Raw genomic sequence first — 25,026 nt, 5'->3', positions numbered from 1 at the left:
GTCGCAAGGAGGAGAACGGACACGTGGACGCCGAGCTGACCAACCGGAGCCGGGAAGCGATCAACGCCGCCGGGAACCGGGCCGTGACCGAGGGGCACCCCGACCTCACCCCCGCCCATCTGCTCCTGGCCCTGCTGCAGGGCCAGGACAACGAGAACATCACGGACCTGCTCGCCGCGGTCGACGCCGACCAGGCGGCCGTACGGGCCGGAGCCGAGCGCGTCCTCGCCGGCCTGCCGAGCGTCACCGGGTCCACCGTCGCGCCGCCCCAGCCGAACCGCGAACTGCTCGCCGTCATCGCCGACGCCCAGTCCCGCGCGCGTGACCTGGGGGACGAGTACCTCTCCACCGAGCACCTGCTCCTCGGCATCGCCGCGAAGGGCGGCGCCGCCGGCGAGGTGCTGACGGGGCAGGGCGCCACCGCGAAGAAACTGCAGGATGCCTTTCAGCAGGCGAGAGGAGCACGCCGGGTGACGACAGCCGACCCGGAGGGCCAGTACAAGGCCCTGGAGAAGTTCGGGACCGACCTCACGGAATCCGCCCGCGAGGGCAGGCTCGACCCGGTCATCGGACGGGACCAGGAGATCCGGCGGGTCGTGCAGGTGCTCTCCCGCCGCACCAAGAACAACCCCGTCCTCATCGGTGAGCCCGGCGTCGGCAAGACCGCCGTCGTCGAGGGGCTCGCCCAGCGGATCGTCAAGGGCGACGTGCCCGAGTCGCTGAAGAACAAGCGGCTCGTCGCGCTCGACCTGGGGGCGATGGTCGCCGGGGCCAAGTACCGCGGTGAGTTCGAGGAGCGGCTGAAGACCGTCCTCGCGGAGATCAAGGAATCCGACGGGCAGATCATCACCTTCATCGACGAGCTGCACACGGTCGTCGGCGCGGGCGCCGGCGGCGACTCCGCCATGGACGCCGGCAACATGCTCAAGCCGATGCTCGCCCGCGGTGAACTGCGCATGGTCGGCGCCACCACCCTCGACGAGTACCGCGAGCGGATCGAGAAGGACCCGGCGCTCGAGCGGCGCTTCCAGCAGGTGCTGGTCGCCGAACCGTCCGTCGAGGACTCCATCGCCATCCTGCGCGGCCTGAAGGGCCGCTACGAGGCCCACCACAAGGTCCAGATCGCCGACAGCGCCCTGGTGGCCGCCGCCACCCTCTCCGACCGCTACATCACCTCCCGCTTCCTGCCCGACAAGGCCATCGACCTCGTCGACGAGGCGGCTTCCCGCCTCCGTATGGAGATCGACTCCTCGCCCGTCGAGATCGACGAACTCCAGCGCTCCGTCGACCGGTTGAGGATGGAGGAACTGGCGATCGGCAAGGAGACCGACGCCGCCTCCCGCGAGCGCCTGGAGAAACTGCGCCGCGACCTCGCCGACAGGGAGGAGGAACTGCGCCACCTCACCGCCCGCTGGGAGAAGGAGAAGCAGTCCCTCAACCGCGTCGGCGAACTGAAGGAGAAGCTCGACGACCTGCGCGGCCAGGCCGAACGGGCCCAGCGCGAAGGCGACTTCGACACCGCCTCCAAGCTCCTCTACGGCGAGATCCCGGCCCTGGAGCGCGACCTGGAGGCCGCCTCCGAGGCCGAGGAAGAGGTTGCCAAGGACACCATGGTCAAGGAGGAGGTCGGCGCCGACGACATCGCCGACGTCGTCGCCTCCTGGACCGGCATCCCCGCCGGCCGCCTGCTGGAGGGCGAGACGCAGAAGCTGCTGCGCATGGAGGAGGAGCTGGGCAAGCGGCTCATCGGCCAGCTCGAGGCAGTACGGGCGGTCTCCGACGCCGTGCGCCGCAGCCGCGCCGGGATCGCCGACCCGGACCGGCCCACCGGTTCCTTCCTCTTCCTCGGCCCCACCGGCGTCGGCAAGACCGAACTGGCCAAGGCGCTCGCCGACTTCCTCTTCGACGACGAGCGGGCGATGGTCCGCATCGACATGTCGGAGTACAGCGAGAAGCACAGCGTGGCCCGCCTGGTCGGCGCCCCGCCCGGCTACGTCGGCTACGAGGAGGGCGGCCAGCTGACCGAGGCCGTGCGCCGCCGCCCCTACAGCGTGGTGCTGCTCGACGAGGTGGAGAAGGCCCACCACGAGGTCTTCGACATCCTGCTCCAGGTCCTCGACGACGGGCGGCTCACCGACGGCCAGGGCCGCACGGTCGACTTCCGCAACACGATCCTGGTGCTCACGTCCAACCTGGGCAGCCAGTTCCTGGTCGACCCGATCAGCACCGAGGAGCAGAAGAAGGAACAGGTCCTGGAAGTGGTCCGGTCCTCCTTCAAGCCGGAGTTCCTCAACCGGCTCGACGACCTGGTCGTCTTCTCCGCGCTGACCAAGGCCGAGCTGGAGCGCATCGCCGCACTGCAGCTCGACCGGCTGGCCAAGCGCCTCGCCGAACGCCGGCTCACCCTGGACATCACCCCCGAGGCGCTGGCCTGGCTGGCGGAGGAGGGCATGGACCCGGCCTACGGCGCCCGTCCGCTGCGCCGGCTGGTGCAGACCTCCATCGGGGACCGGCTGGCCAAGGAGATCCTCTCCGGCGAGATCAAGGACGGCGACACGGTCCGCGTGGACCGCTCCGGCGAGGGCCTCCTGGTGGGCCCGGCCACGGGCAAGACGCTGTAGCGGTCCGGGGGCACCGGTCCGGCGGTCCGGTCTCCATGATCGACGAGATGTGATCACGGAGACCGGACCATGGCCGAAGCCCATCGGCCAGGCAGGTTGCCCGGCACGGGGCAAGAGAGAGAGGGTGGGGAATACGTCTGGTCCCACATCCACGGCCGGACGCCAGACGACCGCAGGAGAGTCCCAGCATGTCCATCGACCCGTCCTCGATTCCCAATTTCGGGGGCCAGCCCGAGCCGCAGCCCCAAGGACCGGCGGGCCCCGTCGTCCCGGATCAGGACCTCGTGAAGCAGCTCCTCGACCAGATGGAGCTCAAGTACGTCGTCGACGACGAGGGTGACCTCGCGGCGCCGTGGGAGCAGTTCCGCACCTACTTCATGTTCCGTGGGGAGGACGACCAGCAGATCTTCTCCGTGCGGACCTTCTACGACCGCCCGCACCAGATCGAGGAGAAGCAGCAGCTGCTCGAGTCGATCGACGACTGGAACCGCCGCACTCTGTGGCCCAAGGTCTACACCCACACCCACGACGACGGCACCGTCCGTCTCATCGGTGAGGCCCAGACGCTGATCGGCATGGGCGTCAGCCTGGAGCACTTCGTCTCCTCGACGGTCAGCTGGGTGCGGGCCGCGATCGAGTTCGACAAGTGGCTCGTCGAGCAGCTCGGCCTGGAGCAGGAGATCAACGACGCGGAGAAGCCCGAGGACGACGAGTAGGGAGCCCTTTTCCCCACGCGTACGCGTGAAGGAGCCCGGCCCCGGAGCGACCCCACGGTCACTCCGGGGCCGGGCTCCTTCGGTCTCCCCGCAGGACCGGCGCCGTCCGACCGCTTCTCACACGGGACGGCAGAGGGCGCGGTCGACGAGGTCGCGCAGAACGTCCTCCTGGCGGTCCGCCGTGCCCGCGTCTCCCGGGCGGCTGTGCACGGAGACGGTGACGCTGCGCCGGCCGTCCGTCGTGGTGGCGGCCCGGACGAGGTAGCCGAATCCGCTTCCCCCGTGACCGAGGTACCCGCCGCCGCAGGACAAGGGCGTGAAGAACAGCCCCAGGCCGCTTCGGGTGCCCGCCGGATGGTCACTGTCCCGGGGCATCGGGACGGTGGTCCGCATGACGGCGAGGGTGGCGGGTTCCAGCAGCCGGCCGCGGACCAGGGCGGTGAAGAAGCGGTTGAGGTCGCGGGCCGTGCCGGTCATCGCTCCGTCGGCCCCGAGGTCGAAGGGACGGTAGGGGATCGTGGTGTCGACCATCGGGCCGCCCGGGGTGAACTGCTGGTGGTTGGCCGCGTGCGGCTGCGGCAGGAAGGGCCGGGTGCCGGGGATGTCCGTGTGCCGCAGTCCGAGGGGGCGCAGGACGCGGTCGCGGACCTCCTGCTCCCAGGAGCGGCCGGTGACCTTCTCGATGATCATCCCGGCGAGGACGTAGTTCGTGTTGGAGTACTCCCAGTCCGTTCCCGGCGGGAAGGCGGGCTCGTGGCGCATGGCCAGGGCGACCAGCTGCGCGGGCCGGTAGGCGTGCCGGCGGTGGGCGTAGTACGTCGCGGCGCTGTGCTCGGGGAACACGTCGGCCGTGTAGTCGTACAGTCCGCTGGTGTGCTGCAGCAGGTCGCGGAGCGTGATCGCATCGCCGTCGTTGCCGGCGCCGGTCACCACCCCGGGCAGTAATCGCTCCACCGTCCGGTCGAGCGACAGCCGCCCCTCGTCCACCAGTTGCAGCACGACGGTCGCGACGAACGTCTTGGTGACACTGCCCAGACGCAGATGGCCGTCCTCGGGAACCGGACGGCCACTGACCAGGTCCCCCACACCGGAGCGGGCGGTGACGGTCCCCCGGGGAGTCTCCAGCCGGACCGAGACCCCCGTGACCCCGGCATCACGCAGCGCGTCGGCGCCCTGCTGCACGGACCGGTCCCCGGCCGAAGGAGGCGGCACGGACGGCGAGGCCACGGCGGGCGGGACGGCCGACACAGCCAGCGCCAGGACAGCGGCGGACAACGACAATCGACGAAGAACCATGCCCCGAGGCTAGGAACAACCCGCCCCACCGCCCATCCGGCCGACCCCCCGCCGCATCGGGGGCCACCGGGATGGACACGGGCCCGGAAGAAACCAGAGCCGTCCTGTCCCGGAAGCCGAAGGCCGTGGCAGCCAGGGCTGCTGCTCCGGGGTGTCCGCGCGTCACACACCGGGACGCGCCCGACACGGTGTCGACCACGGCCGTACACGCGGAGTGCGCCGAGGGGAATCCGACCACCGCGTCCCGGCTGTTTCCGGCTCTGATGACGCAGGCGGACGGCGCCAGGTCGCTTCTGCTCACGCTGTCCGACGCCGCTGCACCGGGCGCCAGGGAGGCTGTGCACCGAGCGATCGTTCCGTGGCGGGCGACTGCCCGCAACGACGCCGACCCCGGCCAGCTCGGGGCAGCACTCCGCCCGCTCGGTGATGTGGACTTCGGCCCGTCCGAGGTGAGCGAGTGAATTCAGGAAGGGCGACCGGGCGAGCGTCCCGCCGCTGAGTGGCTGGAATGTCATCCGCTGTCGCGTGTCAACCGGAACCGTCGACACCAGATGTGCGGCAGGCGTGCGACCAAGGAACGGAAGGGATTCGAACCGGAGTAGTGGGAACATGAAATCATCAGTGGGGGCCGGGGTCGCTATTCGGTCAGCCCGGAGACCTCGACCGTAATCCTGGTGTACGCCTTCACTCGACATCCGATGGACGCCGAATGGCCTCCGGTGCTTCACGTTCACCGGAAGGCGGAGTGATATCGGGCGGCCCTGCCCGACGCCCACCGATGACGGGATCTGCACTACGAAGCCCCACCGTGCTCCGTCCCGGTCCGTGTCCGGCGGCATCGCGTCCGCGATGCCGAGCGGAACCGACTCCAGCCCGGTGGTCCCGGTGAAAGTTGAACGGAGCGCCGATCGGAAATGGCCGACGTGGCGGCCTCACGGCCTGACACGAGGAAGACCTCCAAGGGAAACACCCCCGGCATCCCGTCGAAAGCCGCAGGCGGAGATCTCCCCTACCTCATGGCAGGTCCGGTGCTCACGGGTTTGGAAATACCGGCGATTCGGCCATGCAGCATATCCCGTCCAGCCACTTATCGAAGTACCGATCACGTCGGCTGCGGCTGCGGTACTGTGCAGTCGACCGCAAAACAAAAAGGGGAAAAGCATGTCTCGAATCGGAAGCATCTCCTCGCGCTTATGGACCGCCGCTGCGGCCCTGGCACTCACCGCGGGAACCGTTTTCCTGACCGCGAGTCCGGCGGCAGCCGACTACACCCAGTGCCCGTCCGGATCCTTCTGTGTGTGGGAGCAGTCCAGCTACCGGGGCGACTTCAGGCACTACACCTCGTCGAACCCCAATGTGGGCGACTACATGAACGACCGCATGACCTCGTACTGGAACCGCACCGGTAAGACGGTCAGCGTCTACGAGCACTCCAACTACGTCGGGTGCATGTTCACGGTCGCGCCGGGCGGCTCCGAAGCGGCCGTGGCCTCGCACTTCAACGACAAGATGACGTCCCTTCGCGTCGGCAGCGGCTGCTGACACCACCCGGAGGACGGCGGTGCTCATGGAACCGAAGCAGTGAGCACCCCGTGAGCCCGACGCGCCCCCAGCCCGCACCGGGCTGGGGGCGCGATGTCAGGACGTCAGCCGAGCCGGGCGAGGCGGCTGGTGGCCTCGTGGAGGACGTCGTCCCTCTTGCAGAAGGCGAAGCGGACCTGGCTGCGGCCGGCTTGTGGGTCGTCGTAGAAGACGGAGTTGGGGACGGCGACGACGCCGCAGCGTTCGGGGAGGGCGCGGCAGAAGGCGTGGGCGTCCTTCTCGCCGAAGGGGGCGATGTCGGTGGTGATGAAGTACGTGCCCCGGGGGCGGTAGACCTCGAAGCCGGCGGCGCTCAGGCCCTTCGCCAGCAGGTCGCGCTTGCGCTGGTGGTCGGCTCGGAAGGCGTCGAAGTACGCGTCCGGCAGGGCGAGGGCCTCGGCGACGGCGTACTGGAAGGGGCCCGCGGAGACGTAGGTCAGAAACTGCTTGGCCGAGCGGACCGCGGTGACCAGGGCGGGGGTGCCCGTCACCCAGCCGACCTTCCAGCCGGTGAAGGAGAAGGTCTTGCCCGCGCTGGAGATGGTCACCGTGCGTTCCCGCATGCCGGGGAAGGTGGCCAGGGGGATGTGTTCGGCGTCGTCGAAGACCAGGTGCTCGTAGACCTCGTCGGTGATCACGAGCAGGTCGCGTTCGACGGCCAGCGCGGCGATCGCGGACAGCTCCTCGCGGGTGAGGACGGTGCCGGTCGGGTTGTGCGGGGTGTTGATCAGCAGCAGGCGGGTGCGGTCGGTGACGGCGTCGCGCAGCTCGTCGAGGTCGAGGCGGAAACGGCCCTCGCGGGGGCGCAGGGTGACCGGCACGCGGGTGGCGCCCGCCATGGCGATGCAGGCCGCGTAGGAGTCGTAGTACGGCTCCAGGGCGATCACCTCGTCGCCGGGTTCCAGCAGCGCGAGCAGGGCTGCGGCGATCGCCTCGGTGGCGCCGGCGGTGACCAGGACCTCCGTGTCGGGGTTGTACGACAGGCCGTAGCGGCGCTGCTGGTGCGCGGCGATCGCGGTGCGCAGCTCGGGGACGCCGGGGCCGGGCGGGTACTGGTTGCCGCGGCCGTCCCGCAGCGCCCGCACCGCCGCCTCCCTGATCTCCTCGGGGCCGTCGGTGTCGGGGAAACCCTGGCCGAGGTTGAGGGAACCGGTCCGCAGGGCCAGGGCGGACATCTCCGCGAAGATCGTGGTCCCGAACTCGGCGAGCCGGCGGTTCAGGAGGGGGCGCGCGCTGGAGGTCATACCGGTCATCCTGCGCCGAACCTCTGGAGTTCCTCAAGTCTGCTTTGGCTCGCGCGGGCAGCGGGCATCTCCCGTCCACACGCGTGAGCGAGGCACCCACGGGGGGCTGCTTCGGGGGATTCACGGGGGACGAAAGGACGGTGACGTCATGGTCATCGGCATCACCTTGGTTCTGCTCTTCGCGCTGGTCTTCGTGCTGTACAAGGCGTTCGCGGTGGCACCGGGGCGCCGTTCCGGCCGCCGGGCGGGGGCGTCCGGGAGCCGGCGCGGCAGTTGGTGGGCCGGGGATTCAGGGGGGAACTCCACCGGGGCAGGGGGGAGTCATGGCGGGGTGTCCTGCGGAAGTGACTCGTCCTCCGGCGGCTCGTCCTGCGGGGGCGGGTCGTCGTGCGGGGGCGGCGGCGGATGCGGTGGAGGCAGCTGACGGGGGGCGGCCCGCCTCCGTACGGGGGTGACGCGTCCGCGACGGTGGGGTCCGCGCCCAGGTGCGGGCCCCACCGTGCAGTGCGCCCGCGTACGCGCCCGCGTATGTGTCGGGTGTGCGCTGGGTTGAACAGGTGATCTGGAGAGCCCCCGGGGGGATGGAAAGCGCACGAAGTTGGGTAAAAACGCTGTGGCAGCACCACAGTTCGTGATTCCCTCTAAATCACCGACACAGCCCTCGGGCTCCCCGCGGATCCCCTTTCCGGCCGTCCGACCGGGCTGACGGGCCGAACTCCCCGGCGTGACCGGGGTGCGGCGGTCCCTCCATCTCCCTCTCCTGCCCCTCCTTGTCCGCTTGCGGAGCCGATTCATGCTCACGACTCTGACCACCTCCTACACCGACACGCGCGCGGCCGACCTCGCCTGGGCCCTGGGGCGCGAGCCGCTGCCCGCGCTGGCCACACTCGACCTCGAACTGACCGGGGCCAAGGTCCAGTTGAGGCTTCTCGGCGCGTCCCACCAGGTGCTGCTGGAAGAGGATCGGGGGGTCTGTTCGGAGACGGTGGCCTGCCTTCCGGGCAGCAGCACGCCCCTTCCGCTGGGCGTCGCCACACAGGTGGGCGACTGGGAGTACGAGTTCGCCGCCCATGTGGAGATGCTCTCCCCCGGCTCCTTCGGGGGCCGTGCACAGGAGTTGCTCGCCCTGGTCTCCGACCATCCGCACGGTCTCGCCGGGGTGTTCCCCGGGAGTCCGCACGCGTTCACCGCGATGCTCGCCCAGCGCCACGAGAGCCAGGTCCACTGGCGGACCTGGCACGCCTACCCCCAGGACGGCCAGCTGGTGATGACCCGGACGAGGGTGGGTGTACGGGTGAAGGCGGCCGTCTGAGGGGCGTCGCGCAGGTTCCGTCAGCATGAAACAAACACCACACGTGTGGGTGACGATCCGTGCCGGAGGCGTAACGTAACGTCGCAGGGGTGATCGAATCGCAGGCTCCCGCTCCGCCCCGCCCCACGCACCCCCGGGACAGGCCGGGCGGCAACGGCGACAGTCCCTCGGACAGCTCGCTGAAGCTGCCGGTGCGGCAGGCCACCGGCCGGTTCCTGGTCCTCGCCGGTGTGTTCGTCTGTGCGGCCTGCGGACTCGTCTACGAGCTCGAACTCGTGGCGCTCGCCTCGTACCTGATGGGCGACTCGGTGACCCAGGCGTCCGTCGTGCTGTCCGTCATGGTCTTCGCCATGGGGATCGGCTCGCTGGCCGCCAAGCGGCTGTGCCGGCACGCGGCGGCCGGTTTCGGCGCCGTCGAGGCCGCGCTCGCCCTGGTCGGCGGATGCAGCGCGATGGGCCTGTACGCCGTCTTCGCCTGGACCGGTTCCTGGGGCGGGCCGTGGGCCCACGGCCCGCACGTCCTGCTGGTCGCCTTCTCCCTCGCCGTCGGCCTGCTGATCGGGGCCGAGGTACCGCTGCTGATGGAGCTGATCCAGCGGATCCGCCGCCAGGACGCGGGTGGCGCGGTGGCCGACCTGTTCGCCGCGGACTACGTCGGCGCCCTCGTCGGCGGGCTCGCCTTCCCCTTCCTCCTCCTGCCGTTCCTGGGCCAGTTGACGGGGACGCTGATCACCGGCGCGGTCAACACGGTGGTCGGCGGCGCACTGGTGCTCGGACTCTTCCGGCAGGACCTGACCCGCCGCGCCCGCCGGCTGCTGCTGATCAGCAACCTCTGCGTGCTGGCCGTCCTCGGCTCGGCCGTTCTCCTCGTCGACGACTTCGAACGGGCCGCCCGCCACGCCATGTACGGCTCGGACGTCCGGGTCGCCCTGCAGACCGACGTGCAGGAAGTGGTGCTCACCGGCGGCCTCGACGGCCGGCCCCTGGACCTGTTCCTGGACGGCCGGCTGCGGGCCGGCAGCCGGGACGAACTCCGCTACCACGAGGCACTCGCGTACCCCGCGATGACCGGCCCGCACCCGCGCGTGCTCGTCCTCGGCGGCGGCGACGGACTGGCCGCCCGCGAGGTGCTGCGCCACCACGGGGTGCGGCGGGTCGACGTCGTCGCGCTCGACGCGGGCGTCGTGCGGCTGGCCCGCCGCGACCCGGCCCTGTCCGCGCTGAACGACCACGCCCTCGACGACCCGCGGGTCCGTGTCAGCACCACGGACGTCTTCGACTGGCTGCGCCGGGCGCCCCCGGCGGCGTACGACGTGGTGGTCTGCGACCTGCCGCGCCCGGAGGCCACCGGGAGCACCAAGCTGTACTCGCAGGAGTTCTACGGCCTGGCCCGGCGCGTGCTGGCGCCCGGCGGGCGGCTCGTGGTGCACGCCGGGCCGGTGGTGTCCCGGCCCCGGACGTTCTGGACGGTGGAGTCGACGGTCCGCGCGGCCGGCTTCCGCACCCTCCCGTACAGCAGGGGCGACCGGGGTTTCGTCCTGGCCGCCCGCTCCGTCCCCGAGCTGCGCCTGGACCCGGCCGGCCCCCGTCCGCGTACCGTCACCGACGGCTCCCTCGCGGCCGGTGCGCGAGCCGCCGCACGCACCCGGGTTCCCGGTCTGCCGCCGTCGACGCTGCTGCACCCCAGGTACGCCCGCTGAGCCGGCTCGCACCTCGCTGTACTGCTGCACCGCTGTGCCGATGTGCCGCTGTGCCGCTCTTTCGCGCCGACGGGGATACAGCCCGGCGTCGCCGTGGGTAGGCTCCGCAGTCATGGAGCACGAGGTGTTTGTTCCGGTTCCGGTGGAGCGGCTCAGGGAGGCGCTGGACGATCCTGCGCGGGTCGCCCGCGCGGTGCCGGGGCTCCAGCACGACGCCGGGGCGGATCCGGTCGCCGGCCGGCTGAAGCTCCGGGTCGGCAGCCACTCCATCACCTACCGGGGCTCCGTACGGGTGTCCCGGCGCGCGGACGGTTCCTACGCCGTCGAGGGTGACGCCGTCGAGACGCGCGGCACCGGCGCGGTGAGACTGGCGCTGCGACTGCGTCCGCTGGCCGCGGAGGGCGGCGCCACGCTCACCGTCGACGGCACGGCGACGGCCGACGGCCGGGTCACGGAGCTCCCGGCGGACGCGGTGGCGTCGGCGGTGGCCCGTCTACTGAACCGTTTCGCGGAGAACCTGGGCACGGCGGTGGGGGAGCCCTCCGCACCCGAGCCGCCCACGGACGAGCCTCCGGCCCCCGCACCGGCCCCCGTCTTCGACCCGGAGCCCTCTCTGCCGCCCCTCGGCCCCGAGCCCCAGGACGAGGCCGGGGACGGCATGGAGAACATGGACGGCACGGACGGCACGGACGGCATGGACGACACGGATCTCACGGACGACGTGGACGAGGTCGTCGGTCTCGACGATGTCGACGGCATCGATGACATCGCCGGTATCGACGACCTCGACGACCTCGACGGCGCCGACGACACCGTCGCCGAGGCGGCGCACGCGCGGCGCACGATGATCGGTCGCAGTGCCGAGGAGGTGGACCACGCCCCGCCCCGGGGCCGTTACGCCCCCGTCCCCGCCCCGCAGACCGTCTCCACGGCCACCCCCCTGCGCTGGGCCGCCCCGGCGGCCGCCCTGGCGGTGGCCTCGGCGATCGTCGCCGTGCGGGCACTGCGCAGACGTCGCTGACCCCGGCCCGGGGCGCGGGCCCGGCCCGAAACCCGGGGAGCCCTCTTGATCACCCCAGTAGGGTCGTCCCGTGAGTAACACGGACATCACTCTGACCGCGGGCGACGCGGAGGTCACCGTGCGGCCGGAAAACGGCGGGCGGGTCTCGGGACTGCGGGTCGGGGGCGTCGAACTGCTGCGCCAGGGCGACCGCTACGGGTGCTTCCCGATGGTTCCCTGGTGCGGGCGGATCCGGGACGGCCGGTTCCGGAACGGTGCCACCGTCCACCGGATGCCGCTGAACGCCCCGCCGAACGCCATCCACGGCACCGCCCGTGACACCGCCTGGCGTACCGCCCGCGCGAGCGAGGACGAGGCCGTGATCACGTACGACCTCGGGGAGCCCTGGCCGTACCCCGGGCGGGTGACGCAGGTGATCACGCTCGGCGCGGACTCGCTGACCCTGGCCATGGCCGTCGAGACGTACGAGTCCTCCTTCCCGGCGCAGATCGGCTGGCACCCCTGGTTCAACCGCACCCTCGGCGGCACGAACGCAGCAGACACAGCAGGCACGGCGGGCACAGCGGACGTACGCATCGGCTTCACGCCCGCGTGGCAGGAGGAGCGCGGCGCCGACCACCTGCCCACCGGTCGCCGGATCGACCCGAAGCCCGGCCCCTGGGACGACTGCTTCGGCATGCCGGGAGGCGTCGACGTCACCCTCACCTGGCCGGGGCGGCTGGAGCTGAAGGTGGCCAGCCGTGAGGAGTGGGTGGTGGTCTACGACGAGCCGCGTGAGGCCGTCTGTGTGGAGCCGCAGACCGGCCCGCCCGACGGGCTGAACAGCCACCCGCGCCTGGTCACCCCGCTGGAGCCGCTGGAGGCCACGACCACCTGGACCTGGCGCAGGCTCTGAGGCGGTCTACCCTGGCTGCCATGAGTGAGGTACGCAGCGCACTGTTGCAGCAGATCAAGGACAAGGCCGTGGTGCACGGCAAGGTGACCCTCTCCTCGGGTCTCGAGGCCGACTACTACGTCGATCTGCGCCGCGTCACCCTGGACGGCGAGGCCGCCCCGCTGGTCGGCCAGGTGCTGCTGGACCTCACCGACGGGCTGGAGTTCGACGCGGTCGGCGGACTGACCATGGGCGCCGACCCGGTGGCCGCCGCCATGCTGCACGCCGCCGCCGCGCGCGGCCGGAGGCTGGACGCCTTCGTGGTCCGCAAGGCGGCCAAGGCGCACGGCCTGCAGCGGCGCGTGGAGGGCCCGGACATCAAGGGCCGCCGGGTCCTGGTCGTCGAGGACACCTCCACCACCGGCGGCTCCCCGCTCACCGCCGTCGAGGCCGTGCGCGAGGCCGGCGCCGAGGTGGTGGCCGTCGCGACCATCGTCGACCGGGCGACCGGCGCCGCCGAGAAGATCCAGGAGGGCGCCGGGGTGCCGTACCTGTTCGCCTTCGGCAAGGACCAGCTCGGCCTGGACTGAGGCCGTGGCCGACCGGCCGGACCTCCGTCCGACATCATCCGACATAACGACTTGACCTGCGCCGTCGACCAGCCGGGCACGTCTGGGAGGATGGGGCCGACAATGACGTCGCATCCAAGGTTCCAGGTCAGGGCCGACAGCACCCAGTACGCCACACCGCACGCATAAGGAGCGGACAGATGCCCATCGCAACTCCCGAGGTCTACAACGAGATGCTGGACCGGGCGAAGGCAGGAAAGTTCGCCTACCCGGCCATCAACGTCACCTCGTCCCAGACCCTGCACGCGGCACTGCGCGGCTTCGCCGAGTCGGAGAGCGACGGCATCGTCCAGATCTCCACGGGCGGCGCCGAGTTCCTGGGCGGCCAGCACAAGAAGGAGATGGTGACCGGCGCGGTCGCCCTGGCCGAGTTCGCGCACATCGTCGCCGAGAAGTACGACGTCAACATCGCCCTGCACACGGACCACTGCCCGAAGGACAAGCTCGACGGGTACGTCCGTCCGCTGCTCGCCGTCTCGGAGGAGCGGGTCAAGGCCGGCCGCAACCCGCTGTTCCAGTCCCACATGTGGGACGGCTCCGCCGAGACGCTCGCCGACAACCTGAGCATCGCCCAGGAGCTGCTGGAGCGCGCCCGCGCCGCGAAGATCATCCTCGAGGTCGAGATCACCCCGACCGGCGGCGAGGAGGACGGCGTCTCGCACGAGATCAACGACTCCCTCTACACCACGGTCGACGACGCGATCCGTACGGCGGAGGCGCTCGGCCTCGGCGAGAAGGGCCGCTACCTGCTGGCCGCCTCCTTCGGCAACGTGCACGGTGTGTACAAGCCGGGCAACGTGGTCCTCCGTCCCGAGCTGCTGAAGGAGCTCAACGAGGGCACCGCCGCCAAGTACGGCAAGCCGGCCGGTTCGCAGCCGTTCGACTTCGTCTTCCACGGCGGCTCGGGCTCCAGCGAGCAGGAGATCCTGACCGCCCTGGAGAACGGCGTGGTCAAGATGAACATCGACACGGACACGCAGTACGCCTTCACGCGTCCGGTCGTCGACCACATGTTCAAGAACTACGACGGTGTCCTGAAGGTCGACGGCGAGGTCGGCTCCAAGAAGACCTACGACCCGCGTACCTGGGGCAAGCTGGCCGAGGCGTCGATGTCCGCCCGCATCGTCGAGGCCTGCCAGAACCTGCGTTCCACGGGCACCCGGATCAAGTAATCCGCTCGTACGCGTCGAGCCCGGCACCTGCTCAGGTGCCGGGCTCTTCCGTATGCTCCCTGCATGCCCGATGTCCGGCTGGCCTCCCCGCAGGGCAAGTGGATCCTGCTGACCACGGTGCTCGGTTCCAGCATGGCCCTGCTGGACTCCACCGTCGTCAACGTCGCCCTTCCGCGCATCGGCCGCGACCTCGACGCGGACCTCGCGGCCCTGCAGTGGACGGTCAACGCGTACATGGTCACGCTGGCCGGGCTGATCCTGCTGGGCGGGGCGCTGGGGGACCGGTTCGGCCGCCGGAAGGTGTTCGTCGTCGGGGTGCTGTGGTTCGCGACGGCCTCCCTGCTGTGCGGTATCGCCCCGAACGCCGGTGTGCTGATCGCCGCCCGCGCCCTGCAGGGCGTCGGCGGCGCGCTGCTCACGCCCGGCTCGCTCGCCCTGATCCAGGCGTCCTTCCACCCCGACGACCGGGGCCGGGCGGTGGGCCTGTGGTCCGGTTTCGGCGGGATCGGCGCGGCGGTCGGCCCGTTCCTCGGCGGCTGGCTGGTGGACGGGCCGGGCTGGCGCTGGGTGTTCCTGATCAACGTGCCGCTGGCCGTGGTGTGCGCCCCGATCGCCGTGCGCCACGTACCGGAGTCGGACGGCGGGCAGCAGGCCACCGGCCGCTTCGACGTGCTCGGCGCGGTCCTCGGCGCGCTGGCCCTCGCCCTGGTGACGTACGCGCTGATCGAGGCCGGTGGGGGCTCTCCGGTGGTCGCGGTCGCCGCCGTCGCCGGGCTGGCCGCCGCCGTCGCCTTCGTGGCCGTGGAGAAACACCGCGAGCACCCGATGATGCCGCTGGACATCTTCGCCTCCCGCCAGTTCACGGCGGTCAACGTCGTCACGCTGTGCGTGTACGCGGCCTTCGGCGGTTTCTTCTTCCTCGCCGCGCTCCAGCTCCAGGTCGCCGTCGGCTGGTCCGCGCTCGCCGCCGGTACGGCCCTGCTGCCCACGACCGCGATGATGCTGCTGCTCTCGGCCCGCTCCGGTGAACTCGGCGAGCGCATCGGGCCGCGCATCCCGCTCACCGTCGGACCGCTGCTGTGTGCCGCCGGGATGCTGCTGATGACGCGGGTGGGGCCGGGCGCCTCGTACCTCACCGATGTGCTGCCGGCGCTGCTGGTGCTGGGCCTCGGCATGGTCACCCTGGTGGCGCCGCTGACCGCGACCGTCCTGGCCGCCGTGGACACCGCGCGGGCGGGTCTGGCCAGCGGCATCAACAACGCGGCGGCCCGCGCGGCCGGCCTGGTGGCGGTGGCCGCGCTGCCGCTGCTGGTCGGGATGGGGCCGGAGGCGTACCGGGAGCCGGCCGCCTTCGACGACGCGTTCCGGCGGGCGATGGTGCTGTGCGCCGGGGTCCTGGTGGTCGGCTCGGCCCTCGCCTTCGCGACCGTACGGCGTCCCGCGCCGGGCTGTCGGCGCCCCGAGTGCCGCACCCACGGCAGCGTGGCCGTGCCCCCGCTGGAGGCCGAGACCGAAACCGGGCCCGAGGTGGGGCGGAAAGGTGGTGTTCCACGTGAAACACCACCACCGCCCGGGCCCCGGACTCCCGGAACCTGAGCGCCTCGGGAGTCCGGGGCTCTAAGCCCGCTTCAGCTCCTCGTACGCCTCGGCGCTGCTGTCCTGGAGGAACTGGCGGCACCGCTCCGCCTCGTCCTTCTCCTCGATCGCCTCGGCGGCGCGGGTGAGGGCGGCGAGGCAGCGCAGGAAGCCGCGGTTGGCGCGGTGGCTCCACGGGATCGGGCCGTGGCCCTTCCAGCCGGACCGGCGCAGCGCGTCGAGTCCTCGGTGGTAACCCGTCCGGGCGTACGCGTACGACTCCACCACCCGCCCCGCCTCGAAGGCGTCGTCGGCGAGCATGGCCCAGGCCAGGGAGAACGTGGGGAACTTCGCCACCACCTCGGCCGGCGGCAGGGAGTCCTCGGCGAGCAGGCGGTACGCCTCCTCGTTCTCCGGCAGATGCGTGGGGTCCGGGCCACCGAGCAGGTTCTTCTGAGTGGTCATGCCGCCAGTCTGCCATCTACGGCGCGGTGCCCTTCCGGGGCCGTGCGGTGGAGATGCGGGTGGCCGGGGTGCGGGCGACCATCGGACGGGTGATGCTCCCGCGTCGTCTGCGGGCCCTCGTACCGCCTTCGGACGTCCGCCCCTCTGGCCACGATCCCGGACGGAGTTGCCATGCTCAGGAACGGCGGGACACAGCCTGCCCTCCCGGCCCGACGACCGCCCTCACGATCGCTCTTTCGAGGGCCCGTTCCGGGCGGAGGACCGGCGGGCCCTGCCCCGGAGTCGTCTCGACCGGCCGAGGAGGCGGCCGGCCCAGCGGTGCAGTCGTCCGGGTGGCATCTTGGCGGGGGGCACGCGCTGGTCCAGCGCGCCCGCGCGGATCGCCTCGAGCGTGTCGGTGAGGTCGACTCCCGCGAACGTGACGATGTCGGTCGCGACCGTGCGGAGGCCGTAGGCCAGGAAGGTGCGGTCCGAGGCGGCCGCCCCGGCCGTCTCCGCGGTGATCCGCGTCGCGAGTTCCAGCGAGCGGTCCGCGGCGCGCCGGCGCACATCGCGGTCGTCGAGTCCGCCGGCCAGCGAGGCGATGACGTCCGTCAGGCCGCGCACCGGCTCCTGGAGCCGGCCACGGGTGTCGGAGTCGGCCGACGCGACGAGGCGCGCGAGCATGAGGCAGCTGGCACCGAGCAGATCGAGGTGCTCCGCGTTCTCCTTCTCGCGCACGACGACCTTCGCCCGCCAGGTCAGCGCCCGACGGGTGACGCGCGTGTCGGTCCGCCCGACCCGGCGCAGCTCCAGCAGGTGGTCCAGCACCTCGCGGAGTTCCCCGACCGACTGGTGGGCGAGCTCGTCGTCGTCCTGGTCGATGGCGTCGGCCAGGGTGGTCAGGCCGTCGGCGATCGCGTGGAGCGCGGCCGCCTCGGCGCGGCGCAGCAGCGCCAGGGGCTCGGGCGGGAAGAGGAGTTGCGAGAACACGAGAGCGATGCCCGCGCCGGTCAGTGCGTCCACCAGGCGCTGGACACCGTTCGCCTGGTTGCCCAGCGCCACCACCAGGATGGAGCTCACCGCGGCCTGGACGACGACGACCTGTGCGCTCCGCAGGGCGCGGGCGGTCGCGAGCGAGACGAAGACGGCGAGCGCCATCGTGCCCGGGCCCTTTCCCAGGACGGCGAGCACGAGTTGGCCGACCAGCAGGCCGAGGAGCACGCCCTGGAGGAGCCGGATCGCGTGCAGTCCGCGTTCGCCGAGGTTCGCGGTCAGCGCGACCATCGCCGTGATGGGCGCGAAGTACGGGGCGGGATGGCCGAACACGTAGCGGGCCACCAGCCACGCCGCCGTGGCGCTGGCGGTGGCCTGAAGGAGCAGCCACACGTCCAGGGCGACCCGGCGGCCGCCGACCGAGAGCCCCGACACCGTCCGGCGTGCCACCGCGCCGACTCCGCGGGCTGTTCTGCGGGACCGCGGCGCGCTCACCCGGCTCATCATGCCAGCCGGTCACCCCGCCCGCCGGGCGCCGACCGCCCCCGGCGAGCCACGCCGGTGTCCGTGCCTGCGCTCGTGCCCGCGCCGGACGGAAGGTGTCGACGGTGAAGGTCGAGCAGGTGACCGAACCGATCGCCTACCACGGTGAGGGGCCGGTCTGGTCCGCGGCGTGGGGCGGCCTCCGGTGGCTGGACATGCTGGCGGGGGACGTGCTGTCGCTCGCCGCGGACGGGAGCGTGACGCGGCGGCACATCGACACCGTGGTGGCCGCGGTCCGGCCCAGACGACGAGGGGGCGCCGTCATGGGCGTCACCCGTGGGTTCGCGCTCGAGGACGCGGACGGAAAGGTGACCCTCTTGGATTCCCTGTGGAGTGATGACGGTGTCCGCATGAACGAGGGCGGATGCGATCCTGACGGACGGTTCTACTGCGGCTCGATGGCCTACGACGACCGGCCGGGAGCCGGTTCGCTGCACCGCCTGGATCCGGACGGCTCGACGACGACGGTCCTCGACGGCGTGACGATCTCCAACGGTCTCGAGTGGAGTCCCGACGGCGACCGCGCCTACTACGCCGACACCGCGACGGACCGCGTCGACGTCTTCGACTACGACCGTGAGCGCGGGCTGAGCGGGCGGCGCCCGTTCGCCGCCGTACCGGGCGGTCCGGGCGGCAGTCCGGACGGACTGACGGTCGACGCGGAGGGCGGCGTGTGGGTCGCCCTGTACGGCGGCGGCTCGGTGTGCCGGTACGCGCCGGACGGCACCCTCGACGAGGTCGTGACGCTTCCGGCCACCAAGGTCACGGCGTGCACCTTCGGAGGGCCGGGACTCGACCGGCTGTTCATCACGACCTCCCGCGAGCACCTCGAACCCGGCGCCGAGCCGGAGGCGGGCGCGTTGTTCGCCTGCACACCCGGTGTCCGGGGCGTGCCCGTGCGGGAGTACGCGGGATGAGCGGCGCCGACGCCCCCGCGGGCGGCTCGAAGAGTGAGCGTGCCGGGCGGACCGGGAAGCAGGCCGGCTCCGAGGTCGGGACCGAGTCCGGGCAGACGCAGACCCTGCTCATCCTCGGCGCGCGCGGCGACCTGACGGCCAGGCTGCTCCTTCCGGGACTGGGCGGCCTGGTCGCCTCGTCCTCGCTGACCGACCTCTTCCTCGTCGGCAGCGACCGGGGCGAGCAGGGCGACGCGGAGTGGCAAGCGGTCGTCGCGCAGGCGTTCGCGGCCGGTGAGGCGAGCGGGCCGGCCGTCGACACCGTCGTCCGCAACGCGCGCTACGCGGCCGCGGACGCCACCGACGAGGACGACCTGCGCCGCCTGCTGGAGTGCCGCCGCGGCCGTCTCACGCTGTACTTCGCGCTGCCGGCGGCCGTGACGGTCGAGGCCTGCCGGGCGCTGGCCCGGATCGGCGTGCCGGACGGTACGCGCCTGGTGCTGGAGAAGCCCTTCGGCACCGACGCGGCCAGCGCCACCGCGCTGAACGAACTGCTGCACGGCTTCATGCCCGAGGATCACGTGCACCGCGTCGACCACTTCCTCGGCATGTCGACGGTGCTCAACATCCTCGGCGTCCGGTTCGCCAACCGGGTGATCGAACCGCTGCTCTCCGCGGAGCACGTCGAGGCGGTCGACATCGTCTTCGACGAGACGCTCGGCCTCGAGGGCCGGGCCGGCTTCTACGACGTGACGGGCGCCCTGCGCGACATGATCCAGAGCCATCTGCTCCAGGTGCTGGCGATCGCGGCGATGCCCCCGCCGAGCACGCTGGAACAGCTCGAGGTACGGGATTCCAAGGCGCACATCCTCCGGGCGACCCGCGTCTGGGACGACCGCCCCGAGCGGTTCAGCCGCCGCGCCCGCTACACCGCCGGCACGATCGACGGCCGTTCCCTCCCGTCGTACGTCGACGAGGAGGGCATCGACCCCGCCCGGGGGACGGAGACCCTGGCCGAGGTGGTGTTCGCCGTCGACACCTGGCGGTGGGCCGGGGTGCCGTTCCGCGTCCGCTCGGGCAAGGCGATCGGCTCACCCCGTCAGGAGGTCACGTTCTGGTTCAAGGCCCCCCGGCACGTCCCGGACGGACTCGCCGGCGAGGTCCGCGCCAACCGGCTGCACATCGGCCTCGGCCCGCGTCGCCTCCAGATGGACCTCAACATCAACGGGCCGGGCGACCCGTCCACCATCTCCCCGGTCACGCTCGACACGCGTTTCGGCCCCGGCGAGCTGTTCGAGTACGGCGAGGTGCTGCGGGGCGTCCTGGAGGACGAGAAGCCCCTGTCGGTGCGCGACGACATGTCGGTCGAGTCCTGGCGCATCGTCCAGCCGGTGCTGGACGCGTGGCGCGACGGCCGGGTCCCGCTCGAGGAGTACCAGGCCGGCAGTGCCGGTCCGGCGGCCTGGGAGGACAGGAGGCCATGAGCGAGCCACTGAACACACGCCCCAGGGAGGAGAGCCACTTCGTCCACCTCACCCCGCAGGGGGTGCACCGTGTCCGCCGCTGGGCGATGGCCATCACCCTCGGCAGCTTCCTGTTCGGCTTCGACACCGGGATCATCTCCGGCGCGCTGCTGTTCATCCGGGAGGACTTCGGTCTCGACTCCTTCGAGCAGAGCTCGGTGGTGAGCGTCCTGCTGCTCGGCGCGGTCGTCGGCGCGCTGGCCAGCGGGAGGATCGCGGACCGCTACGGACGGCGTCCGCTCCTGGCCGGCCTCGGTGTCCTGTTCTTCCTCGGGATCGTCCTCGCCGCCGCGGCCACCGGCTACTGGATGCTGCTGCTCGGCCGCATCGTCATGGGCCTCGCCGTCGGCGGTGTGTCGGCCACGGTGCCGACCTACCTCGGTGAGATGGCACCGGCTCAGGTCCGGGGCCGCGTCCTCAGCCTCAACCAACTGCTCATCAGCACCGGTCTGCTCGTCTCCTACCTCGTCAACTGGGCCTTCTCCGGCTCCGAGAACTGGCGCGGGATGTTCTGGATCGGCGGCATCCCGTCCGCGCTCCTCGTCCTGGCGTGCCTGTGGCTGCCCGAATCCCCGGTGTGGTCCCTCACCCACGGCAAGACGGACCAGGCCCGAAGGACGCTCGACAAGGTCACCGAACCGGGCGGCACGGACCTGGTCGTCGCACGCTTCGGCCGCACCGGCCGGGAGGGCGGGCAGCGCCGGGAGGAGCCCGGGAGCGGCTCCGGGAACCTGAAGGCGCTGCTGGCCCCGGCGGTCCGCCCCGCGCTCCTGGTCGGTGTGATCCTCGCCGCCCTCCAGCAGTTCTCCGGGATCAACACGATCCTCTACTACGCGCCGACGATCATGGGCCAGGCCGGTCTGTCCGCCTCGAACGCGATCTTCTACTCGGTCTTCATCGGCGTCATCAACGTCATCATCACCGTGGTCGCCCTCAACCTCGTCGACCGGCTCGGCCGCCGCCCCCTGCTGCTCTTCTCCCTGGCGGCGATGGCGGTCTCCATCGCGCTGCTGGGGGTGGCGTTCGCCGTGGGTCTGCCCCCGGTGCTCATGCTCATCTTCATGATGCTGTACATCATCGGGTTCGGGGTCGGTCTGGGCCCGGTCTTCTGGGTGCTGCTCGGCGAACTCTTCCCCCCTGCCCAACGCGCCGAGGGATCCAGCGCCGGTGCGACCGTGAACTGGCTCTCCAACTTCGTGGTGAGCCTGGTGTTCCTTCCTCTGATCTCGGCCATCGGGGAAGGGCCCACCTTCTGGATCTTCGCCGTGATCTGCGTCCTGGGTGTGGGGTTCGTCGCCCGGTTCGTCCCCGAGACGCGCAGCCGGCACGCCGACGAGGTGGGCGCGGACCTGCGCCGGCGGTGGAACGCGCCGACGGCGTGAACGGACACCGGGGCCGGGCTACGCGCTGTGCTCCGGACGGCCCGTCTCCGGGGCGGGCCGCTGTCGGTCCGCCCCGGGAACGGCGTCGTCCAGGGTGACGGCGAAGAGGGCGGCGTCGTCCTGGAGATTGCCCCCGGTGTGCCGGGAGACGGCGGAGAGGACGGCGTCGAGTACCGCGTCCGGATCGGGCGGGAAGTGCCGGGACAGCGCCGGAACGGGATCGAAGAAGACCCCGTCCGCGTCGCGGGCCTCGTTGATGCCGTCGGTGTACAGCACCAGGGTGGCTCCGACGGGCAGGTCGAACAGGTCGACCGGGATCTCGTCGTCGGCGTCGAGGAGGCCGAGGCCCAGGGGCAGCGCCGGAGTGGTCGGTTCCAGCAGGAGCGCCTTGCCCTCGTGGACCAGCAGGGGTGCCTCGTGGCCCCGGTTGGCGACGCGGAGCACGGAGTAGTCGGGGGGAAGCTCCGCGACGACGGCCGTGGCGAACGACTCGGCTTCCGCTCCGCTCGCGTGTCTGATGCCTGCCTGCATCCGGCCCTCCAGCTGCCGGACGACGTCCGGCAGATCCGGTCGGTGGTCGCTGGCCTCGTGGAACGAGCCGAGCAGGGCGTTGACCGTACGGACCGCCTCGACCCCCTTGCCGCGCACATCGGCGATGAGCATCCGGATGCCGTGGGGCGTCTCGTGGATCGCGAAGAGGTCACCGCCGATGGCGGCCTCCTTGTGGGCGACCTCGTACCGGGTGGCCACGGCCAGTCGCCCCACCCGGTCGGGCAGGTCCGGGAGCACCGCCCGCTGCAGCACGGCCGCCACCTCGCGGCTCGTCTTCAGCTCTCTTCGGTCGCGGGTCAGCAGCACGTTGAGGAACGCCGCGACGACGGTGAGAACGACCAGGCTGCTGAACGGGACGAGCTCGTCGACGCTCGGCTCTCTTTTCAGGAACACGAGGCCGAGCCCCACGAGGTTCGCCACCACGCCGGTGGTGATCGTCCCGCGCAGGGAGAGAAGCGGCGCGGCCGCCACCGGCGCGGCCACGAGCAGGGGGAAGGTGTTGAGGCCCCCGTGGGTGAAGAAGCTGAGGACGAGCGCGGCCACGATGATCGCGGCGGGCAGCCAGCGCAGCCGAGGCACCCTTTCCGTCGACTCCTCGCGGCCGCTCGACTCCTTGCGACCGATACGCGTTCCGCGGCCCATGACCCGATCGTCTCAGGGAATCGGGCCCCCGGCAGACCCGGCGAGGTTCCCACCGGGCGGACCTTGCGGTCGTGGGGGAGCATGAGCAGGATGCACCGTGGGGACCGGGGCCCCCGTGTCGGTAACGGCAGGGGCGGACCGCTACCCGGAGTACATTTCAGGAGACAGCGATGTCCCACGAGGCTTTTGAGCCGGAGACCCCGCATCTCGACTTCGAGGGCACGACCCCCTACGAGGACTACGTCAGGGCGGATGTCCTCACCCACCTCCAGCACACCCTCTCCGACGATCCCGGAGAGATGGTCTTCCTGGTCACGACCCAGGTGATGGAGCTGTGGTTCACCGTCATCGTGCACGAGTGGGAGACGGCGGCGAACGCGCTGCGGGGTGACGACGTACCGACCGCGATCGACGCGCTGAAGCGGTCCGTGCGGGAGCTGGAGGCGCTGAACGCCTCCTGGAAGCCACTCGGACAGCTCACTCCCGCCCAGTTCAACGCCTACCGCGGCGCGCTCGGCGAGGGCTCCGGCTTCCAGTCGGCGATGTACCGGCGCCTGGAGTTCCTGCTCGGTGACAAGTCCGCGTCCATGCTGGTCCCGCACCGGGGCGCGCCGCGTGCGCACGCCGAGCTGGAGAAGGCGCTGCACGAGCCGAGCCTGTACGACGAGGTGCTGCGCTTCCTCGCGCGGCACGGGCACGCGATCCCCGAGGACGTGCTGCGGCGCGACGTGTCCCGGCGGTACGAGCCGTCACCGGAGGTGGAGGCGGTCTGGACGGCCGTCTACTCGGGTGACGAACGGGACGAGACGGCCCGCCTCGGCGAGGCGCTGACCGATGTCGCCGAACTGGTGTGGCGCTGGCGCAACGACCACCTGGTCGCCACCCGCCGCGCGATGGGCGCCAAGGCGGGCACCGGAGGCTCCGCCGGGGTGGCCTGGCTGGAGAAGCGGGCGCGGAAGAACGTGTTCCCCGAGCTGTGGACGGCGCGATCCCATGTCTGAACTGGTCGAGAAAGCCGAGAAAGCCGAGAAGGCCGTGAAAGCCGAGAAGGCCGAGAAGGCCGAGAAACTGGACGCGGCCGACGAACTGGCCGTCAATCGGAGCGAGTTCGTGCTGGAGGAGGACGGCGACACCGTCTACCTCGACGGCAACTCGCTGGGCGCGCTGCCCGCCGCCGTCCCCGGCCGGATCGAGGACGTGGTCCGCCGGGAGTGGGGCGAGCTGCGCATCCGGTCCTGGACGGAGAGCGGCTGGTGGACGGCGCCCGAGCGGATCGGCGACCGCATCGCGCCGCTGGTCGGCGCGGCGGCCGGGCAGATCGTGGTCGGCGACTCCACCAGCGTCAACGTGTTCAAGGCACTGGTGGCCGCGGTGCGGATGGCGCGGCTGACGGACCCGGGGCGGGACGAGATCGTGGTCGACGCGACCACGTTCCCCACGGACGGCTACATCGCCGAGTCGGCGGCCCGGATGACCGGCTGCACCCTGCGCCCGGTACCGCCGTCCGAGGTGGCGGGCGCGCTCGGTGCCCGGACCGCCGCCGTGCTGCTCAACCACGTCGACTACCGCACCGGCCGGCTGCACGACCTGCCCTCGCTCACGGCCGCCGTGCACGCGGTGGGGGCGTACGTCGTGTGGGACCTGTGCCACAGTGCGGGCGCGCTGCCGGTCGGACTGGACGCGCACCGCGTGGACCTGGCGGTCGGCTGCACCTACAAGTACCTGAACGGCGGCCCCGGTGCACCGGCGTTCCTGTATGTGCGCGAGGACCTGCAGCACCTCTTCGACTCCCCGCTGCCCGGCTGGAACTCCCACGCGGAGCCCTTCGGGATGCGCCCGGACTACGAACCGGCGCCGGGCGCGCCGCGCGGGCGGGTCGGCACCCCGGACATCCTCTCCATGCTCGCCCTGGAGGCGGCGCTGGAGGTCTGGGACGGCGTCACGGTCGAGGCGGTGAGAACCAAGTCCCTCGCATTGACGGACTTCTTCCTGGAGTGCGTCGAGGCGTACGTCCCCGAGGGCAGGGTCGCGTGCGTGACCCCGCGTGCGCACCGGGAGCGGGGCAGCCAGATCGCCCTGCGCTGCCCGGACGCCGGTGATGTGATGGAGCGGCTGATCGAGCGCGGGGTCGTCGGCGACTTCCGCCGCCCGGACGTGCTCCGCTTCGGCTTCACCCCGCTGTACGTCGGCTTCGCGGACGTGGAGCGGGCGGCGCGGGTCCTGGCGGACGTCCTGGCGGAGACCTCGGCGGATGCCTCGGCGGAGCCCGGGACCTAGGCGACGGCCCGGCCGGGACGGTGCCCGCGC

At 71.7% G+C, this 25,026-nt stretch carries 20 protein-coding genes; 15 read left to right on the top strand and 5 right to left on the bottom strand.

Going from position 1 to position 25,026, the window contains the following annotated elements:
- Window positions 1–23: 23 nt before the first annotated feature.
- Together clpB and ACTWJ9_RS15410 are read left to right on the top strand one after the other, a co-directional pair.
- Window positions 24–2,621, top strand: a complete 2,598-nt coding sequence (gene clpB, locus ACTWJ9_RS15415; RefSeq protein ID WP_443294323.1) for an ATP-dependent chaperone ClpB — start codon at window positions 24–26, stop codon at window positions 2,619–2,621.
- A 188-nt stretch (window positions 2,622–2,809) separates the two neighbouring features.
- Complete coding sequence (locus ACTWJ9_RS15410) at window positions 2,810–3,337, top strand: YbjN domain-containing protein (protein WP_443294322.1); 528 nt, start codon at window positions 2,810–2,812, stop codon at window positions 3,335–3,337.
- Between the two features lie 117 nt (window positions 3,338–3,454).
- On the opposite strand, the gene ACTWJ9_RS15405 is transcribed toward ACTWJ9_RS15410, so the two are convergent.
- Complete coding sequence (locus ACTWJ9_RS15405) at window positions 3,455–4,633, bottom strand: serine hydrolase domain-containing protein (protein ID WP_443294321.1); 1,179 nt, start codon at window positions 4,631–4,633, stop codon at window positions 3,455–3,457.
- A gap of 1,161 nt (window positions 4,634–5,794) precedes the next feature.
- Here ACTWJ9_RS15405 and ACTWJ9_RS15400 point away from each other — a divergent pair.
- The gene (locus ACTWJ9_RS15400; protein WP_387038709.1) at window positions 5,795–6,175 is read left to right on the top strand and encodes a peptidase inhibitor family I36 protein; all 381 of its coding nucleotides are present in this window, start codon (window positions 5,795–5,797) and stop codon (window positions 6,173–6,175) included.
- 104 nt (window positions 6,176–6,279) lie between these two features.
- Here ACTWJ9_RS15400 and ACTWJ9_RS15395 read toward each other — a convergent pair whose 3' ends face one another.
- A complete protein-coding gene (locus tag ACTWJ9_RS15395; protein WP_279334797.1) occupies window positions 6,280–7,467 on the bottom strand; it encodes a pyridoxal phosphate-dependent aminotransferase in 1,188 nt (395 codons plus the stop codon).
- 784 nt (window positions 7,468–8,251) lie between these two features.
- On the opposite strand from ACTWJ9_RS15395, the gene ACTWJ9_RS15390 reads away from it, so the two are divergent.
- From ACTWJ9_RS15390 to ACTWJ9_RS15360, 7 genes are all read left to right on the top strand, one after another.
- The gene (locus ACTWJ9_RS15390) at window positions 8,252–8,770 is read left to right on the top strand and encodes a DUF2617 family protein (protein WP_279334796.1); all 519 of its coding nucleotides are present in this window, start codon (window positions 8,252–8,254) and stop codon (window positions 8,768–8,770) included.
- A gap of 89 nt (window positions 8,771–8,859) precedes the next feature.
- A complete protein-coding gene (locus tag ACTWJ9_RS15385) occupies window positions 8,860–10,470 on the top strand; it encodes a polyamine aminopropyltransferase (RefSeq protein WP_279334795.1) in 1,611 nt (536 codons plus the stop codon).
- Window positions 10,471–10,582: 112 nt separating this feature from the next.
- Window positions 10,583–11,491 carry an SRPBCC domain-containing protein gene (locus ACTWJ9_RS15380; RefSeq protein WP_443294320.1) on the top strand — a complete coding sequence of 303 codons (909 nt, stop codon included), beginning with the start codon at window positions 10,583–10,585 and terminating at the stop codon, window positions 11,489–11,491.
- Between the two features lie 70 nt (window positions 11,492–11,561).
- Window positions 11,562–12,386: an aldose epimerase family protein gene (locus ACTWJ9_RS15375; protein WP_387038718.1), complete on the top strand. Its 825-nt coding sequence runs from the start codon at window positions 11,562–11,564 to the stop codon at window positions 12,384–12,386.
- A 20-nt stretch (window positions 12,387–12,406) separates the two neighbouring features.
- Window positions 12,407–12,955, top strand: coding sequence for an orotate phosphoribosyltransferase (gene pyrE / locus ACTWJ9_RS15370; protein WP_279334792.1), 549 nt, complete (start codon window positions 12,407–12,409; stop codon window positions 12,953–12,955).
- Window positions 12,956–13,134: 179 nt separating this feature from the next.
- Window positions 13,135–14,166 (top strand): class II fructose-bisphosphate aldolase, encoded by a 1,032-nt coding sequence (gene fbaA, locus ACTWJ9_RS15365; protein ID WP_279334791.1) that lies wholly within the window; start codon window positions 13,135–13,137, stop codon window positions 14,164–14,166.
- Window positions 14,167–14,229: 63 nt separating this feature from the next.
- Window positions 14,230–15,762, top strand: a complete 1,533-nt coding sequence (locus tag ACTWJ9_RS15360) for an MFS transporter (protein WP_443294319.1) — start codon at window positions 14,230–14,232, stop codon at window positions 15,760–15,762.
- A 21-nt stretch (window positions 15,763–15,783) separates the two neighbouring features.
- Here ACTWJ9_RS15360 and ACTWJ9_RS15355 read toward each other — a convergent pair whose 3' ends face one another.
- On the bottom strand, window positions 15,784–16,206 hold the full coding sequence (locus tag ACTWJ9_RS15355) for a DUF3151 domain-containing protein (RefSeq protein WP_279334789.1): 423 nt from the start codon (window positions 16,204–16,206) through the stop codon (window positions 15,784–15,786).
- Between the two features lie 222 nt (window positions 16,207–16,428).
- Window positions 16,429–17,676 carry an FUSC family protein gene (locus ACTWJ9_RS15350; RefSeq protein ID WP_443294318.1) on the bottom strand — a complete coding sequence of 416 codons (1,248 nt, stop codon included), beginning with the start codon at window positions 17,674–17,676 and terminating at the stop codon, window positions 16,429–16,431.
- 113 nt (window positions 17,677–17,789) lie between these two features.
- Here ACTWJ9_RS15350 and ACTWJ9_RS15345 point away from each other — a divergent pair, with 113 nt between their 5' ends.
- Genes ACTWJ9_RS15345 through ACTWJ9_RS15335 form a run of 3 tightly spaced genes read left to right on the top strand, consistent with a single transcriptional unit; the run spans window position 17,790 to window position 21,525 of the window.
- Window positions 17,790–18,641, top strand: a complete 852-nt coding sequence (locus tag ACTWJ9_RS15345) for an SMP-30/gluconolactonase/LRE family protein (RefSeq protein ID WP_443294317.1) — start codon at window positions 17,790–17,792, stop codon at window positions 18,639–18,641.
- Window positions 18,638–20,104 carry a glucose-6-phosphate dehydrogenase gene (locus ACTWJ9_RS15340; protein WP_443294316.1) on the top strand — a complete coding sequence of 489 codons (1,467 nt, stop codon included), beginning with the start codon at window positions 18,638–18,640 and terminating at the stop codon, window positions 20,102–20,104. Before ACTWJ9_RS15345 ends, ACTWJ9_RS15340 begins: the two co-directional genes overlap by 4 nt.
- The gene (locus ACTWJ9_RS15335) at window positions 20,101–21,525 is read left to right on the top strand and encodes a sugar porter family MFS transporter (protein ID WP_279334785.1); all 1,425 of its coding nucleotides are present in this window, start codon (window positions 20,101–20,103) and stop codon (window positions 21,523–21,525) included. The genes ACTWJ9_RS15340 and ACTWJ9_RS15335 overlap by 4 nt, the downstream gene beginning before the upstream one ends.
- 18 nt (window positions 21,526–21,543) lie before the next feature.
- On the opposite strand, the gene ACTWJ9_RS15330 is transcribed toward ACTWJ9_RS15335, so the two are convergent.
- Entirely contained in the window at window positions 21,544–22,719 is a 1,176-nt protein-coding gene (locus ACTWJ9_RS15330; protein WP_279334784.1) for a PP2C family protein-serine/threonine phosphatase, read from the bottom strand.
- Window positions 22,720–22,889: 170 nt separating this feature from the next.
- Here ACTWJ9_RS15330 and ACTWJ9_RS15325 point away from each other — a divergent pair, with 170 nt between their 5' ends.
- On the top strand, window positions 22,890–23,720 hold the full coding sequence (locus ACTWJ9_RS15325; protein ID WP_279334783.1) for a tryptophan 2,3-dioxygenase family protein: 831 nt from the start codon (window positions 22,890–22,892) through the stop codon (window positions 23,718–23,720).
- Window positions 23,713–24,996 (top strand): kynureninase, encoded by a 1,284-nt coding sequence (kynU, locus tag ACTWJ9_RS15320; protein ID WP_443294315.1) that lies wholly within the window; start codon window positions 23,713–23,715, stop codon window positions 24,994–24,996. Before ACTWJ9_RS15325 ends, kynU begins: the two co-directional genes overlap by 8 nt.
- Window positions 24,997–25,026: the final 30 nt, after the last annotated feature.

The organism is Streptomyces sp. GDS52, assembly GCF_052246875.1.
GTDB lineage: Bacteria > Actinomycetota > Actinomycetes > Streptomycetales > Streptomycetaceae > Streptomyces > Streptomyces cathayae.
This window is presented reverse-complemented; position numbering and strand designations above follow the sequence as displayed.

Excerpts from the sequence above, each read along its gene's own strand:
- ACTWJ9_RS15410 (WP_443294322.1), top strand. The coding sequence starts at position 2,810 with ATGTCCATCGACCCGTCCTCGATTCCCAATTTCGGGGGCCAGCCCGAG.
- ACTWJ9_RS15405 (WP_443294321.1), bottom strand. The coding sequence starts at position 4,633 with ATGGTTCTTCGTCGATTGTCGTTGTCCGCCGCTGTCCTGGCGCTGGCT.
- ACTWJ9_RS15400 (WP_387038709.1), top strand. The coding sequence starts at position 5,795 with ATGTCTCGAATCGGAAGCATCTCCTCGCGCTTATGGACCGCCGCTGCG.
- ACTWJ9_RS15395 (WP_279334797.1), bottom strand. The coding sequence starts at position 7,467 with ATGACCGGTATGACCTCCAGCGCGCGCCCCCTCCTGAACCGCCGGCTC.
- ACTWJ9_RS15390 (WP_279334796.1), top strand. The coding sequence starts at position 8,252 with ATGCTCACGACTCTGACCACCTCCTACACCGACACGCGCGCGGCCGAC.
- ACTWJ9_RS15380 (WP_443294320.1), top strand. The coding sequence starts at position 10,583 with ATGGAGCACGAGGTGTTTGTTCCGGTTCCGGTGGAGCGGCTCAGGGAG.
- pyrE (WP_279334792.1), top strand. The coding sequence starts at position 12,407 with ATGAGTGAGGTACGCAGCGCACTGTTGCAGCAGATCAAGGACAAGGCC.
- fbaA (WP_279334791.1), top strand. The coding sequence starts at position 13,135 with ATGCCCATCGCAACTCCCGAGGTCTACAACGAGATGCTGGACCGGGCG.
- ACTWJ9_RS15360 (WP_443294319.1), top strand. The coding sequence starts at position 14,230 with ATGCCCGATGTCCGGCTGGCCTCCCCGCAGGGCAAGTGGATCCTGCTG.
- ACTWJ9_RS15355 (WP_279334789.1), bottom strand. The coding sequence starts at position 16,206 with ATGACCACTCAGAAGAACCTGCTCGGTGGCCCGGACCCCACGCATCTG.
- ACTWJ9_RS15340 (WP_443294316.1), top strand. The coding sequence starts at position 18,638 with ATGAGCGGCGCCGACGCCCCCGCGGGCGGCTCGAAGAGTGAGCGTGCC.
- ACTWJ9_RS15335 (WP_279334785.1), top strand. The coding sequence starts at position 20,101 with ATGAGCGAGCCACTGAACACACGCCCCAGGGAGGAGAGCCACTTCGTC.
- ACTWJ9_RS15330 (WP_279334784.1), bottom strand. The coding sequence starts at position 22,719 with ATGGGCCGCGGAACGCGTATCGGTCGCAAGGAGTCGAGCGGCCGCGAG.
- ACTWJ9_RS15325 (WP_279334783.1), top strand. The coding sequence starts at position 22,890 with ATGTCCCACGAGGCTTTTGAGCCGGAGACCCCGCATCTCGACTTCGAG.
- kynU (WP_443294315.1), top strand. The coding sequence starts at position 23,713 with ATGTCTGAACTGGTCGAGAAAGCCGAGAAAGCCGAGAAGGCCGTGAAA.